The 14,426-nt window shown below is 46.6% G+C and carries 16 protein-coding genes; 6 read left to right on the top strand and 10 right to left on the bottom strand.

The annotated features are described in order from the left end of the window. Positions 1-65 precede the first annotated feature (65 nt). The 4 genes from DYD21_RS15850 to DYD21_RS15835 are packed head-to-tail and all read right to left on the bottom strand — an operon-like array spanning position 66 to position 1,121. Positions 66-284 (bottom strand): hypothetical protein, encoded by a 219-nt coding sequence (locus tag DYD21_RS15850; protein WP_116037981.1) that lies wholly within the window; start codon positions 282-284, stop codon positions 66-68. A gap of 57 nt (positions 285-341) precedes the next feature. Next, positions 342-560, bottom strand: a complete 219-nt coding sequence (locus DYD21_RS15845) for a hypothetical protein (protein WP_116037981.1) — start codon at positions 558-560, stop codon at positions 342-344. Positions 561-617: 57 nt separating this feature from the next. Beyond that, entirely contained in the window at positions 618-836 is a 219-nt protein-coding gene (locus tag DYD21_RS15840) for a hypothetical protein (RefSeq protein ID WP_116037981.1), read from the bottom strand. A gap of 57 nt (positions 837-893) precedes the next feature. Further along, positions 894-1,121, bottom strand: a complete 228-nt coding sequence (locus tag DYD21_RS15835; protein WP_116037980.1) for a hypothetical protein — start codon at positions 1,119-1,121, stop codon at positions 894-896. Positions 1,122-1,643: 522 nt separating this feature from the next. Here DYD21_RS15835 and DYD21_RS15830 point away from each other — a divergent pair. Further along, a complete protein-coding gene (locus tag DYD21_RS15830; RefSeq protein WP_116037979.1) occupies positions 1,644-2,201 on the top strand; it encodes an RNA polymerase sigma factor in 558 nt (185 codons plus the stop codon). Here the strand turns inward: DYD21_RS15830 and DYD21_RS15825 are convergent. Genes DYD21_RS15825 through DYD21_RS15815 form a run of 3 tightly spaced genes read right to left on the bottom strand, consistent with a single transcriptional unit; the run spans position 2,198 to position 5,930 of the window. Then, a complete protein-coding gene (locus DYD21_RS15825) occupies positions 2,198-2,797 on the bottom strand; it encodes a hypothetical protein (RefSeq protein ID WP_116037978.1) in 600 nt (199 codons plus the stop codon). The two genes, DYD21_RS15830 and DYD21_RS15825, sit on opposite strands and share 4 nt — an antisense overlap. A 14-nt stretch (positions 2,798-2,811) precedes the next feature. Further along, on the bottom strand, positions 2,812-3,474 hold the full coding sequence (gene pdeM / locus DYD21_RS15820; RefSeq protein WP_116037977.1) for a ligase-associated DNA damage response endonuclease PdeM: 663 nt from the start codon (positions 3,472-3,474) through the stop codon (positions 2,812-2,814). Continuing rightward, positions 3,471-5,930, bottom strand: a complete 2,460-nt coding sequence (locus DYD21_RS15815) for a ligase-associated DNA damage response DEXH box helicase (RefSeq protein WP_116037976.1) — start codon at positions 5,928-5,930, stop codon at positions 3,471-3,473. Before DYD21_RS15815 ends, pdeM begins: the two co-directional genes overlap by 4 nt. A gap of 450 nt (positions 5,931-6,380) precedes the next feature. Between DYD21_RS15815 and acs the strand changes: the two genes are divergently transcribed. From acs to DYD21_RS15800, 3 genes are all read left to right on the top strand, one after another. Beyond that, positions 6,381-8,279, top strand: a complete 1,899-nt coding sequence (gene acs, locus DYD21_RS15810) for an acetate--CoA ligase (protein WP_199535568.1) — start codon at positions 6,381-6,383, stop codon at positions 8,277-8,279. 206 nt (positions 8,280-8,485) lie between these two features. Continuing rightward, positions 8,486-9,133: a SatD family protein gene (locus tag DYD21_RS15805; RefSeq protein ID WP_147303615.1), complete on the top strand. Its 648-nt coding sequence runs from the start codon at positions 8,486-8,488 to the stop codon at positions 9,131-9,133. Continuing rightward, positions 9,130-9,849: a hypothetical protein gene (locus DYD21_RS15800; RefSeq protein ID WP_116037974.1), complete on the top strand. Its 720-nt coding sequence runs from the start codon at positions 9,130-9,132 to the stop codon at positions 9,847-9,849. The genes DYD21_RS15805 and DYD21_RS15800 overlap by 4 nt, the downstream gene beginning before the upstream one ends. 200 nt (positions 9,850-10,049) lie before the next feature. Here the strand turns inward: DYD21_RS15800 and DYD21_RS21325 are convergent, their stop codons facing one another. Next, positions 10,050-10,283 (bottom strand): hypothetical protein, encoded by a 234-nt coding sequence (locus DYD21_RS21325; RefSeq protein WP_233505563.1) that lies wholly within the window; start codon positions 10,281-10,283, stop codon positions 10,050-10,052. A gap of 189 nt (positions 10,284-10,472) precedes the next feature. Continuing rightward, positions 10,473-11,255, bottom strand: a complete 783-nt coding sequence (locus DYD21_RS15790) for a tryptophan 2,3-dioxygenase (RefSeq protein WP_116037972.1) — start codon at positions 11,253-11,255, stop codon at positions 10,473-10,475. A gap of 149 nt (positions 11,256-11,404) precedes the next feature. On the opposite strand from DYD21_RS15790, the gene DYD21_RS15785 reads away from it, so the two are divergent. Both DYD21_RS15785 and DYD21_RS15780 read left to right on the top strand, forming a co-directional pair. After that, entirely contained in the window at positions 11,405-12,244 is an 840-nt protein-coding gene (locus DYD21_RS15785; protein ID WP_116037971.1) for a hypothetical protein, read from the top strand. A gap of 84 nt (positions 12,245-12,328) precedes the next feature. After that, positions 12,329-13,102 (top strand): TatD family hydrolase, encoded by a 774-nt coding sequence (locus DYD21_RS15780; protein WP_116037970.1) that lies wholly within the window; start codon positions 12,329-12,331, stop codon positions 13,100-13,102. Here the strand turns inward: DYD21_RS15780 and DYD21_RS15775 are convergent. Then, entirely contained in the window at positions 13,079-14,188 is a 1,110-nt protein-coding gene (locus DYD21_RS15775; protein WP_116037969.1) for a 4-phosphoerythronate dehydrogenase, read from the bottom strand. The genes DYD21_RS15780 and DYD21_RS15775 overlap by 24 nt on opposite strands. Positions 14,189-14,426: the final 238 nt, after the last annotated feature.

Genomic DNA, 14,426 nt, shown 5'->3' with positions numbered 1-14,426 from the left:
ATTTGAAAATAGTTAATAAGCACGGAAGAATCATTACAAGTTAAAAAGTAATATCTGAATAATCATCAATCGAGCATTCCGCCGCCGGTTTTGGGTCGGTCGATGATTGGATCCATGCTGTCGCCTGCGCGGTTGTCCCAGAAAGAGCCATCGGGAGCGTTGGTGGATGTCACGGTTTCTTCGGTTTCAGGCAAATCGATATTGGCATCGGTAACGGTTGCGCAGCCTGCTGCGAAGATGAGAGCGAAAGAGAAAGCGAGAAGTTTGTTTGTCAGAGATTTCATATCAGTAATTTTTAAGAAAGTGAAGTTGGGTTGAGAGACGCAGTGAGTGGTATTGGATTAGTCGAGCATTCCGCCGCCGGTTTTGGGTCGGTCAATGATTGGATCCATGCTGTCGCCTGCGCGGTTGTCCCAGAAAGAGCCGTCGGGAGCGTTGGTGGATGTCACGGTTTCTTCGGTTTCAGGCAGGTCGATGTTGGCATCGGTAACGGTTGCGCAGCCTGCTGCGAAGATGAGAGCGAAAGAGAAAGCGAGAAGTTTGTTTGTCAGAGATTTCATATCAGTAATTTTTAAGAAAGTGAAGTTGGATTGAGAGACGCAGTGAGTGGTATTGGATTAGTCGAGCATTCCGCCGCCGGTTTTGGGTCGGTCAATGATTGGATCCATGCTGTCGCCTGCGCGGTTGTCCCAGAAAGAGCCGTCGGGAGCGTTGGTGGATGTCACGGTTTCTTCGGTTTCAGGCAGGTCGATGTTGGCATCGGTAACGGTTGCGCAGCCTGCTGCGAAGATGAGAGCGAAAGAGAAAGCGAGAAGTTTGTTTGTCAGAGATTTCATATCAGTAATTTTTAAGAAAGTGAAGTTGGATTGAGAGACGCAGTGAGTTGCATTGGATTAGTCGAGCATTCCGCCGCCGGTTTGTGGCCGGTCAATGATTGGATCCATGCTGTCGCCTGCGCGGTTGTCCCAGAAAGAGCCATCGGGAGCGTTGGTGGATGTCACGGTTTCTTCGGTTTCAGGCAGATCGATATTGGCATCGGTAACGGTTGCGCAGCCTGCTGCGAAAATGAGAGCGAATGAAATTGTAAAAAGTTTCGAGGTAATTGATTTGAGAGATTTCATAACGAGAGGTAGTTTAAGTGTTTGTTAGCTTGAGCCGATAATATATTTGAATATCTAAGACGGCGTAGGTGTTTTACGCAAGGGTGTAAAAATTTACACCCAATGATAATATCAACGTAGTAATCAATTTTTGCCGTCAAAGATAGAATCAATCAGGAATGATTGCGGTTAGTTATTTTTAATAGCAATACAGATCAAAGTGAATAACCATATCGTATTGCAGTCTCTAAAAATCTTTAACCGCAGATCTATGATTGGGTATAGCAATAAAGATGATATTAAACTTATAATGTGCTGTTCAATAACAAGAGTATTTCAACGTAGTTTTGTTACAAAATAATTTATAAGTCTTTCAAACGTAATGGTCTATAAGATCTGCGCTATTTTAATATTTTTAATTGATTAATGGAAATCGAATATCTTTTTTAATGAATGATTCATATGATATAGTGATTCATTTGTCCTTCGGTGCACTCCCATTTTTTTCTATTCACGCATATATAATTTGATTTGGAAACTTCCGTGCAACGTGTCGATTATTCAGATTTAGTAGAAGCCCTCAGGGATGGAGACGAGGAGACTGCCAATCAACTTTTAAAAGAAGTGATGCCGAGGCTGGAAGACTATCTGCGTGTTGTGATGAACGCCTCTCCAATTGAAGCCAAAGAGTGTGCCCACCAGGCGTTCCTTGATGTATTTGAAAGGATACGCGATGATAAAATTAATGAGAGTAAATACATTTTCAGTTACCTTATCACTACATCCAGACACACTTTTTTACATTACAAGAAATCGCAGCATCGGTTTACATCAGATGACGAACAGTATAATCATCATGTAGAACCGGCAGATCAGATGCAGTCTTTAATAGATGAAGAGAGAATGCAGATCCTGGAGCAGTGCCTGGAAGAGCTTGATCCTGATGATCGGGACCTGATGAATTATTTACTTGCACACCCGGATGCTACCACACAACAGGTTAGCAAGAAGTTCGGGATTTCTGGTGCAAATGTCCGAACAAAGAAATCACGCCTTACTCACCGGTTGCATCACTCCGTCAAGCGAAAAATGTCAAACTAAAGGCGAATTCGCAGGCCGATGCCATTCTGTGCCGGAGAAATACGGTCCAGCGATTCGATTAGCGGCCCGCTCTGATTTCTGCTGAGTGCATATAGCACAATATCGAAAAGAAACAGGTATCCGCCTTGAAGTATCATCGAGCGGCCATATCCAATCGACCGGTCACTTCCGGTTCGGATTCCCCGCTCCCACAACCACGCCCCAAATGCCATGTACCCAATATCTAGTCCGGCATTAAATAGCAGCAGCTTTTGAAAGCTCTGGAATTCCCGGATCGTTTCCGACAACGAATAGGCTGCAGGATCATTTCGGGAACCGAAATATCCAATCCCCGCAATTGCTAAATTTACGCTATTCCACGCCACGTTCATTTCATGAAAATAGCGGACCCGCCCGGAAGTTTGTGTCATCCCAACTCCGCCCGCAATAATGTTTGCTGCAGCCCAGCTTCCAAGCACGGTCATTCCGCTTTGATTGAGCTGCAATCTCTGCTCATTTATCTCAATTAAATCTTCCGAAAAAGACTGACTTGAACCTGCGCAGGGAAGTACCAAAATCAGGTAGAGTGCAATGAGTGGCGTAATAGAAAATCTCAAAATATTAGAATGATTTAATAATTATATTTTTTTATAGAACATACACTGCTCTCTGCAATCGCATAGATCTGTTCCGCATCTTTCATTGCCAACAGAAAAAGTCCTGTAAATTCTCCGAATGCGGGAAGAATTAAATGGTGTTTTTTCTGATAATAACAGGGTAGACGTATAGATTGACGCCCAGCCCCTTTCAGGCGCACTCCGGGATGAATATGCCCGGAAAATGTAAAGTGAGAATCATCCGCTTCTACATCTTCAATATCGTGCACAAAACGAAATCCACCTTCAAAATAAGTGGCGTGTGTTGTGAGTCCGGCCTTTTTATAGAATGAGGCGTGCAGGATATCGTGGTTTCCTGTAATCAGGTGGAAATCCAGATTTGCGTGATCAGTAAGCCAATTCTCCAGCCGCAACCACTCTCTGTTGGCGCTGCTGTGAAACAGATCACCCAGGATAAAAACACGTTTTGGCTTCACTCGGCTGATCAGCTTATCAAGGCGAGCCAGGTTTTTTTCATTGATCTGTTGGGGTGCGGCAATCCCATGCTTTCTGAAGTGTCCCGATTTTCCTAGATGCAGATCCGCAATGATCAGCGTCTGCCGGGACGGCCAGAAAAGGGCACGCTCCGGGAGCAATTGAAATTCATGTCCGTTGATTTCGATCTCGAGTTTACTCATTCGGCTTCAAGCTGTTTCTGCATTTTTTTAATTCTGTCGAGTAATTTTTCTGATGATAACCGTTCGCGAAGCCGGTCCACATAGATTGGAAAGGCAAAAGGGGAAAACCGGTCTACATCCTGTACGATGATCTCCTGCGTCTGAATTCTCTGCAGCGCTTTTCGCAAACGGGCCTCATCAAGCTGGCGGCTTAGGACTTCATCATACGCCTGGCGGATCAGCAGATTTCCCGGCTCGTACTCCACAAAGACATCAAAAAATAGTCCGGATGACATCTGCAGATGTTTTCCTTTTTTCTGATTTCCGGGGAAACCCTGGAATACCAATCCTGCAATCTGACTGATTTCCCTGAACCGCCGTTTCGCCAGCTCCGCTTCGTTCAGGCTCCCCATAATATCGCGGATAAGGTCTTTTTCTGAGAAGAGGTTTTGTTGAATCGCCTCACGAACCGGTATATCCTGATCGCTGAGAAGTTCAAACCCGTAATCATTCATGGCTATGGAAAATGTGATCGGAGTGATTTTTGAGATTCTGTACGCTGCCAGGGCCGACATCCCTTCATGAACATATCGTCCTTCAAACGGAAAGAAAAAACAGTGACAGCCCTCTTTTGACCACGATTTTTCGATGAGAAACTGTCCGGGGCCGGGCAGGAGAGAGCGCTCTTTCTGAATCTTAAAAATCGGCTGAATGGTCTTCAGGTCGATGGAATTTGTATTGCCGCTGCGCGCTTCCTCCAATTTATTCCGCAGCCGTTCACTCATATTGGATGAGAGGGACATTCTTCCGCCCATATAACTTGGCACTTTACTGCTTGAACCTTTTGCCCGCCGGACGAAGGCGGTCATATCTTTCATTTTCACAAGTTCAAGATTGCGCCCGGCAAACCAGAATGTATCTCCGTTGTTCAGCTGAGAGATGAACCACTCTTCAACCCGCCCGAGCGTTCCGCCTTTCATATATTTCACCCGCAGCATCGAATCGCTTGCGATTGTGCCGATACTCATTCGGTGCCTCCGTGCAATCCTGCGGTCAAATACGCGCCAGATTCCATCCTCATCTATTTCTACTTTGTTGTATTCATCATACCGGGCGAGCGACTGTCCGCCGGTCTGGATAAAATCGAGAATCCAGCTCCATTCATCAGGATTGAGCGTTTGGTAGGCGAATGTATGTTTGATCTCTTCAAAAATGTCATCCGGTCGAAAACCTTCAGAAACAGCGAGTGTAATCAGGTATTGAATGAGTACATCAAACGGTTTTAGAATCGGGTCACGGCTCTCCATGTTCTGATCGTGCACCGCATCTTTCAGAGCGGCAGCTTCAATCAGCTCCAGTGCGTTTGTGGGAAGAAACCAGATGGTGCTTTCCGCTCCGGGCTGATGGCCGCTGCGTCCGGCCCGCTGCAGAAATCGCGCCACACCTTTTGGACTGCCGATTTGGATGACGGTATCCACCGGTGCGAAATCAACGCCAAGATCGAGGCTTGAGGTGCAGACCACAATTTTGATCAATCCGCTGTGGAGAGAATCCTCAACCCAGTCCCGGATTTTCCGGTCGAGCGATCCGTGATGGAGCGCAATGGTTCCGGCCAGGTCGGGATTGGCTTCCAAAAGCTGCTGAAACCAGATTTCCGATTGTGCCCTGGTATTGGTGAAAATCAGTGTGGAGCCGCTTTTATCAAGTATCGGTAAAACTTTGTGCAGGAGATTGGTCCCCAGGTGGCCCGACCATGGGAAGCGCTCTACATCGTCAGGCAGAACAGTGTGAACGTTAATTTTTTTGTCCTGCCTGGCGCGGATGATCACAGAATCCCTGCGATCTGGCCGAACGCCCAGCAAAACATCGCGCGACTCTTCCAGGTTTCCGATTGTGGCGGAAACACCCCAGATTTTTAGGTCTGGCAGCATCCCGGTAAGTCGCGACAGCCCAAGCTCGGTCTGTGTTCCTCGTTTCGAGCTGATCAGTTCGTGCCACTCATCCACAACCACGCAGGAGAGGGATTGAAACCGTTTTGAATACCCTTTCTGAGCGAGCAGAATGTGAAGGCTCTCCGGCGTGGTAATCAGCACTTCAGGCATGCGGCGTTTCTGCTTTTGTTTTTGGGATGATGATACATCACCTGTACGGCGCTGAACCCGCCACGGAATTCCAAGCTCATCCACAACCTTCTGCATGGCCTTTTCAAGATCTTTGGCCAGGGCTCGCAGCGGGGTTATCCAGATCAATTGCAGGCCGTTTTTCTCTTTAGTTTGATACGTTTCGGGGTAGCGATCGATCCATTCTATCAGCTGGGGCATGAAAAGTGCGAACGTTTTACCACTTCCGGTAGGAGCATTCAGCAGACCATTTTTCCCGGAGAGCCACTCATCCCACACGTTTTTCTGCCACGAAAACGGTTTCCATTCGCGCTCATCGAACCACGATTCTATTTTATTGTAGCCTGGACTTTTCATATTTAATGAATCAATATCTGCTTGCCAAACAGAATTATTCCGCGGAATCGTTTGAATGATATAGAGTTAAATTTGGTATTCTGTTTAATAGGCGTGTTTGTGTAAATATTCACCGGATGAATTCGCTTCATCCGGTGAATTGTCCTGACTTTACATTATCCAGTGCATAATCTTATAGAGTAATTTCTTACTCCTATCCACTCATCCGGTGACGTGGAGTCAGCGGATGAGGGTATTTCATTAACCCGACAAATCAAAATTGACTTGACAGTAGTTTATCCATTGCAGTGGTGGTCAGAGGGGGGAGGTTTTTGATTTTGACATTCGCATATTCTCCGTATTAAAACTTTTATCAAAAAAGACTTGAAAAACCGCCTAAAAAACATCAACATAGAAGCGCTTTTGATGTCTTCTGAATGATGGAAATAATTATAAATAAACTGAATTCGTATGTGGCTGAATATTAAATCTTTTGATGAGTACAAAGAAACGTATAAACAGAGTGAAAAGGATCGCCTGAAGTTCTGGGAGCACGAAGCCGGGACGTTTTACTGGAGAAAGAGCTGGGACAAAGTTCATTCCGGCGGATTTGAAAAAGGGGATATTAAATGGTTTGAAGGCGGAAAGCTCAATATCACCGAAAATGCGCTTGATCGCCATCTGAATACCATTGGTAACAAAACGGCGTTCATTTTTGAGCCGAATCACCCCGACAGTTTTCGGCGAACCATAACCTACCGTCAGCTTCATGAGGATGTCTGCCGCTTCGCTAATGTCCTGGAAAGTAAAGGAGTAGAAAAAGGCGATCGGGTGTGCATTTATATGGCAATGACGCCGGAACTGATTATTGCGGCACTTGCCTGTGCGCGTATTGGTGCGGTGCATTCTATCGTATTTGCAGGATTTTCAGCCCAGGCACTTTCTGAGCGGATTCAAGATTGCGATGCCAAAATGCTGATCACCAACGACGGTCTTCGCCGTGGCGATAAGCACGTTCCGCTGAAAGATATTTCTGATGAAGCCCTTGAAAGCTGCCCGAATGTTAAAAGTGTAATTGTTTGTCAGCGTACCAACCGCGATATCGACTGGGTGGAAGGGCGTGACGAATGGTGGCATATGCTCATCCGAAACGCCTCTAAAAAACATACGGCGGTTGAAATGGATGCGGAAGACCCGCTTTTTATTCTCTATACATCCGGCTCCACCGGCAAGCCAAAAGGCGTTTTGCACACCTGCGGCGGATATATGGTCTACACCAGCTACACGTTCCGGAACGTGTTCCAGGTTGAAGAAGAGGATATCTACTGGTGTACGGCTGATGCGGGCTGGATCACGGGCCACTCCTATATTATGTATGGACCGCTGTTTACCGGCGCCACCGGGATTATTTTTGAAGGAACGCCAACCTATCCCGATGCCGGCCGTCTGTGGGAAGTTGTTGAAAAATATAAAGTCACTCATTTTTATACGGCACCAACCGCCATTCGCGCGTTGATGAGCTACGATATCGACTATGTGAAGAAATACGATCTCAGCTCGCTGAAAGTACTTGGCAGCGTGGGTGAACCGATCAATGAAGAGGCCTGGAACTGGTATAACGATCACATCGGCGGCGGAAATTGCCCGATTGTGGATACCTGGTGGCAAACCGAAACGGGAGGTATTATGATCTCCCCGCTGGCAGGCATCACTCCAACCAAACCGGGTTTCGCAACACTTCCCCTGCCCGGAATCACACCTGTGCTAATGGATGAGGAAGGCAAAGAGATTGACGGCAACGGCGTGAATGGAAATCTTTGTATTAAACATCCGTGGCCCGGTATCGCGCGCACGGTATGGGGAGATCACGACCGATACCTGGAAACGTACATGAGCGCTTATAAAGGATACTATTTCACGGGTGATGGCTGCCGGCGCGACGATGACGGCTACTACAGAATTACCGGCCGTGTGGATGATGTGCTCAACGTTTCCGGACACAGGCTGGGAACGGCAGAAATTGAAAACGCGATCGATGAGCATAAAAACATCGTAGAAACGGCCATTGTTGGGTATCCGCATGATGTGAAAGGGCAGGGTGTCTACGCCTTTATGATCTGCGAGAAAGAGCCCGAAAATCCGGAAGCGTTTAAAAAAGAGATTCATGATCTGGTAACCAAAATCATCGGCCCGATTGCCAAGCCGGATAAAATTCAGGTTGTTGCCGGTTTGCCGAAAACCCGATCAGGGAAAATCATGAGGCGAATTCTCAGGAAAGTTGCGGCAAACGATCTCGAAAACCTGGGGGACACATCCACACTTCTGGATCCGTCCGTGGTTGACGATATCAAAAATGGTAAAGCCTACTAACGGCCGATCCGCAGATTTGCGCGAAATCCATGAAAAGCCGGTGTTCTGAATCCCCGGCTTTTTCATTGAATGGCACTATTTATGTTTAAATTCAACCATATTGGTTTAATTGTATTTTTTCAACTATTTTGGTTGAAATTCAAAAATTAAACTGATTCAGTTGAATTTTGCAGAACACAGATTCTTCGAATCGAGATGGTGCTTGTATGATTGTGATTATAGGTGATATTGTAGAGTCGAGAAAGCTGAGCTCTTCCGGCCGGAAAGAACTGCAGGAGAAGCTGGAGCGATTGCTGGAAACGATCAGCAAAGAATCGGAGTCTCTTGCCTCTCCCTACACCATCACGCTGGGAGATGAATTCCAGGCGGTGTATGGCGATACTTCAGGTATTTGGAAAGATATTTGGCGGATTCTCGCCGAGCTGCACCCGGTTTCGGTTCGTTTTGCGATTTCGATCGGCACGATTGTCACCCCGATAAACCCAAAACAGGCGATCGGAATGGATGGCCCGGCGTTTTATGCGGCGAGAGAAAGAATCGAAAAGCTGAAAAAAACCGGGTACCTGTTTGGAGTAGACGCCGAGGGAGCCGAAGAGGGCTCCGAGCTTGCCCTGGCAAACAGTTCGCTCTGGCTGATGTCAGATGGAATAAAAAAGTGGAAAAAAACGCGATACATGATAGTGAATAAATTAAACAGTGGTCTGCCGGTGAAGAAAATCGCGGCAGAGCTTGATATCTCAGAAACAGCCGTCTATAAAAATCGGGAAGACGGAAGCATCGATATCATCATGGAAATGACCGGCAATATCACGGTGTTGATGAATCGGTACCTGGAAAACCTGGAATCATCATGAATCTGCTGCTCTTTTTTATTACGCTGAACCTGGTGCTGATTTCCCGTTTGCGGCTGACGTTTGAAGATGACGGTGCTACCAGCGGTACGATCCTGAAAATGGCGGCCATACCGCTGATTGTCCTGCTGCTGATGGAAGTGAACCTGACCTGGGTTCTACTGCTGATCACTCTTCTGCTGCTCCCGATTGCCACCATTTACCTGGAGCGTAATGGGGAGAAAATCTACAGAAATCGTCTGTTCGGTTTGCTGTTGTATATTGGGTTGACAGGGTTGATGTTTAGTCCCTTGCTGAATGCAGAAATGGATCGAACAATTGTGGATTTTCTGTATGAATCCGGCCCGGGCGCTGTAGAAATGGCATTATCGGTGATGATGTTACTGTTTGGGATTCTCCTGGTGATGAACGAAATGAACACACTTCTCCGCCATATATTAAAGCTTCTGAAACTGGACCCGATTGGGGAGATCAACTCAACGGTAACGGATCGGGAATACAATACCGGCCGTGTGATCGGGATGCTGGAGCGGATTTTTATATTTCTGTTTACGATTGCCGGGCAGTATGCGGCGATCGGGTTTATTTTAACGGCAAAAGGAGTAGTGCGCTACAAAGAGTTCGAAAACAGGACGTTTGCGGAATATGTATTGATCGGGACACTGCTTTCAGCGCTTCTGGCACTGCTCACAGGGTTAGCGGTGAGGGCATTTGTTTAGAATTCATCTGATAGATAACTGTTGTGCCATCGATAAAATTTTCAAGTAGGTCATCGGATAAATTATTCGAAAAATCGAGACACCCTGAATCAACATATTATTCATGGATGACTCATCCGATGACTGATTTTTGATAGCTCTTCCTTGACAAGAAAAACAGTCTGTATAACACACGTTCATTCATTTGAGAAAAATATAACTCAGCTCATCCACAACCCAACCAGAAACAGAAGCACGCTTGCAAAGAAAAGCGAAAGGCGAAAACGTGTTTTTACAATGATGGGATGGAAAAGCAGCCCATACGTAAACGGGTAGCTCTGTAGCCAGTCGTAATAGTGGATCCGGTGAACCACGCCTACCGCCATCGTTACATGTCCATGAAGCAGCGTAAGCATAAACGGAAGCGCAAAGAAAATAGACCCGGGAAGTGCCATGATTTTCGGGATGCCTAAAAGCTGAGTTATGATAAAGTAAGGCCACGAAAAAATAAGGAGCAAAGGCACGGAGAGCGCCCAATTGATAAAACAAATACGCAGATAATTTTTTTCGCTGAGTTCTGTACTGCCCATATTAAATAGCTTTCTGTGAGGCTGTTCAAGTAACGGAGTGATCGAATGAACCGTTCAAAACTGTGTCCGTATTGCCCAAAGATCCGGAAAGATAGGATTGTTCAACGTTTGCCGGAGGTATTTAGCACCATCCGATCCGCCGGTCCCTTTTTTTGTCCCAATCGTGCGCTCAACCATTTTTACATGCCGGTATCGCCACTCCTGCAGCCCTTCATCATAATCAACAAAAAGTTCGCAGAGCAGTGCCGCTTCGGGATCATTGTTCATAATCTCCACGAGCGTTTTCTGGTTCTCCTCAGACGAATTATGCACAAGTCCCTGCTCATTAACGCGTTTGGGATCCTTTATCGGATGCCCCATCTTTTGGAGGTATTTGCAGAAACTCTCCCAAAGAGTAGACTCTTTTTCCCTGTCGATGAGCTGCTGCTGCAGTTCCGGCTGATCGGCGTGAACTTTAATGATATGCTCCGAACGCATTCCGCAGATGATCTCCATCTCACGAAACTGAACCGACTGAAACCCGCTCGCCTGCTGCAAAAACCCGCGAAAGCTGTTAAATTCCAGCGGCGTCATGGTTTCCAGGATATCGATCTGGGAGACCATGGTTTTGAGAATTGTTAAAATCCGCCTCATCGTTTTGGCAGACGCCCAGGTATTGCCATTTTCAAGATCGGTCCTGAGTTTGTCGAATTCGTGCAGTATTTGTTTGAACCAGAGTTCGTAGCTCTGATGGATGATGATAAAAAGCATCTCATCATGCTCTTCAGGTTCCGATTTCGGCTCCTGCAGTTTCAGTAGCTTATCAACATTCAGGTAATTTGTGTAGGTTAAACTCATGGGGAATTTCGTTCGGTTCAATTTACGCATGAAAGGTACAAAAGCGCGCAACATTATGTGGAGCAGTGAAAAACAAAATTGATTCTGAATAAAAAATACAGGATCGTGCACAGAATATAAATGGAGCAGATGCACGCAACACCGATAGTATGAAACTCTTAATAGCAGACAGCGGCGGCACGAAAACAGACTGGGCATATATCACACCGTCTGGAATAAACTACTTTTCGGGTGAAGGTCTCCATCCGGCGTACAATTCATCGGGGCAAATAGGTGATGAACTTCGAAAAAACGTGCTTAAAAATGTTGGTGAGGTCGATCATATATGGTTTTACGGAGCGGGATGTTATGGATCGGAACCGGTATCAAAAATCAAACAGTCAATTATTCGTGTGTTTCCGGAATCTGCGGTGAATGTGTTTGATGACCTCACCGGGGCAGCGCGTGCGCATCTTCAAAACAGAAACGGAACGATCTGTGCGATGGGCACCGGTTCCATTTGCGGACGGTATAAAAATGGTGAGATTGTGCGCCGGTCGGCCGCTCTCGGTTTTGCAATCGGTGACGAGGGAAGTGCAGCGGATATCGGCCGTGCGATCTTGAAAGCATTTTTCAGGGATGAAATGGGTGAAGAAACCTCATCCCGGGTGGCCTCAGTACTGCAGAATAGAGAGTACGCATACTGGATGGATAAAATTTACAAAAGCCCGCATCCCAACCGGGAACTTGCTTCTGTGGCCGGAAAAGTTTTGGAAAAAGTCCGTTCAAAACAGCTTTTGCGTATTATAACCGGATGTTTCGAGCGTTTTTTAGATCAGCAGCTTTCCTCCATCAAACCGGACAAACAAGAGCCAATTGTGCTGACCGGCACGGTTGCTAACAAACATTCCAGTCTGCTATCTGCACTCCTCACTCAAAGAGGTTTTACCTCACACTCCGTTTCCTCCGGTGTAATCGGCGGACTTGTTGAGTATCACGCGAAAAGGTAAACGATCAAAAACCGGGTTCAGGAATGACCGCAATTCTTCTTAGTTTTGATGTGAATTGAAAACAGAACAGATCATCACACCCCTTTGAAACTCACCGACACACATTCACACCTCTATCTTGATCAGTTTACGGATGATCTTGATGAGGTGCTTTCCCGTGCTGAAGAAGCCGGAATTGGTCATATATTTCTTCCCGCGATCGACTGGAACTCCCTCAGCCAGATGGATCATCTTTCACACAGCACCATTTCATTTTATAAAATGATGGGGGTTCATCCGTGTGATGTGAAATCCTCACGGCTCAGCGAAGAAGAGAAACTTGCTGAAACCTGCGCATCACCGGAGTATGTGGGAGTGGGAGAGACCGGCCTCGATTATTACTGGAGCACCGATCATATCGCCGAACAGAAAGAGAGCCTGAGGATGCACTGCCGAGTGGCGAAAGCGGTGCAGAAACCGGTTGTTCTGCATAATCGCGACAGTACGGCTGATCTGCTTGATATTGTTGAAGAGGAGCAGGACGGATCGCTGACCGGCGTCTGGCACTGTTTTACGGGCACGGAAGATGAAGGGAAACGCGCGCTCGACCTCGGGCTTTATCTTGGAGTCGGAGGTGTATCAACTTTCAAAAATGCGGGAGTAGATGCCACCGTTCAAAAAATGCCGCTCGACTCCCTGATCCTCGAAACGGATGCGCCCTACCTCTCTCCGGCACCGAAACGCGGCAAACGAAATGAGCCGGCATTCATGGCGTATACGGCAAAAAACCTTGCCCGTCTGAAAGAAGTTTCACTGGATGAAATCGCCGCCATCACCACGAAAAACGCATTTCAACTATTTCGGATCGATACCGAGTAATCCGAGTTCAGGAAACTGATTCAGGAGTTTGCTGTCCACGCGCATATTGGTGTATTCGTGACGGAGTTCTGATTCAGAACGGAGCGTTTTAAACGCCTTTTTTCGCTCGCCTGATGGCAATTCAATCAGTTTGCGGAGTTCGGTGTCGAATGTACAGATCGGATGGATATCTTCCAGAACCTGGCCGAGTGATTCGTAGGTTTTGGTCAGGTTGAGATCAACTTTTTCAACTGGTTCCGGCGGCTGAACCGGCAGACCGAAATGGCGGCAAAACTGATCGATGATCATCTGTGAAGCCCGCAATTTTGATTGCACGGAATATCCTGCTATATGAGGGGTGGCGATCTTCGCTTTTTTCGCCAGGCGGGTGTTAAAACCGGGTTCGCCTTTCCATACATCAATAATTGCACTTTTCAGACGGCCGGTTTCCATTTCATCCAGGATCAACTCTTCGTCCACCACTTCACCACGTGAGGAGTTGATGATCAAATGGTAATTGCAGCCTTGAAACCAGCTTCGGTTGAGTAGCTGATGAGTAGGATACGCTCCGCTATACGTAATCGGAGTGTGAAAGGTGAGAATATTGCACTCTTTAATCTCTTCGAAGTGGGCAGAATGAAAATCGGTGTCGTGATCGGACCGTGGAGGGTCGTATGCGAGGTGAGGAATAGAGAATCGTGTGAGCATCCGGGAAACTGCTGTGCCCACATGTCCTTTCCCGATTATTCCCACTTTAAAGTCTATCATCGGAATGCGGGATCTCTGCTGAAAAAGAAACAGTGCTGTGATGATATACTCCGCAACCGTAACGGCGTTGCATCCGGCCGCATCGCCATATCGAATCCCTTTGGATTTGAGGTATTTGAGGTCGAGATGATCCGTGCCGGACGAACCGGTGGCGATAAATGAGAGATTGCCGGTATCCGGCAGCGACTGTTCGTTAATGGGCGTGGTGGTGTTTACAAAAAGAGCATCATACTCCGGGGCATTTTTTGGGAGCTCTTCGGGATCAAAAAGATCGAGATCAATGCCATCGGGGAGTAATTCCCGGAATTTATAAAGGTATCGATTCGCTAAAACTTTCATAGTCGGGCAGTAGATGGATAGAACGGACGGAATTTTTTCTTCAATCCTGAAAATATTCGATGAATTACATGGATGGTACTAACTTTGAAATCAAACTTCTACCGGATTTATCTATTGAAAAGGGAGGGTGTGGTGCCGAAATTGAGAGAAGCAGAGTCAAATAATCGGTAACAATAATTTTTTACCGCAAGAGGTGCAAAGCCGCGGAGGTTGTATATTCATATTCTTTGCGTACATA

Source organism: Rhodohalobacter sp. SW132 (assembly GCF_003390325.1).
Classification (GTDB): Bacteria; Bacteroidota; Rhodothermia; order Balneolales; family Balneolaceae; genus SW132.
This window is presented reverse-complemented; position numbering and strand designations above follow the sequence as displayed.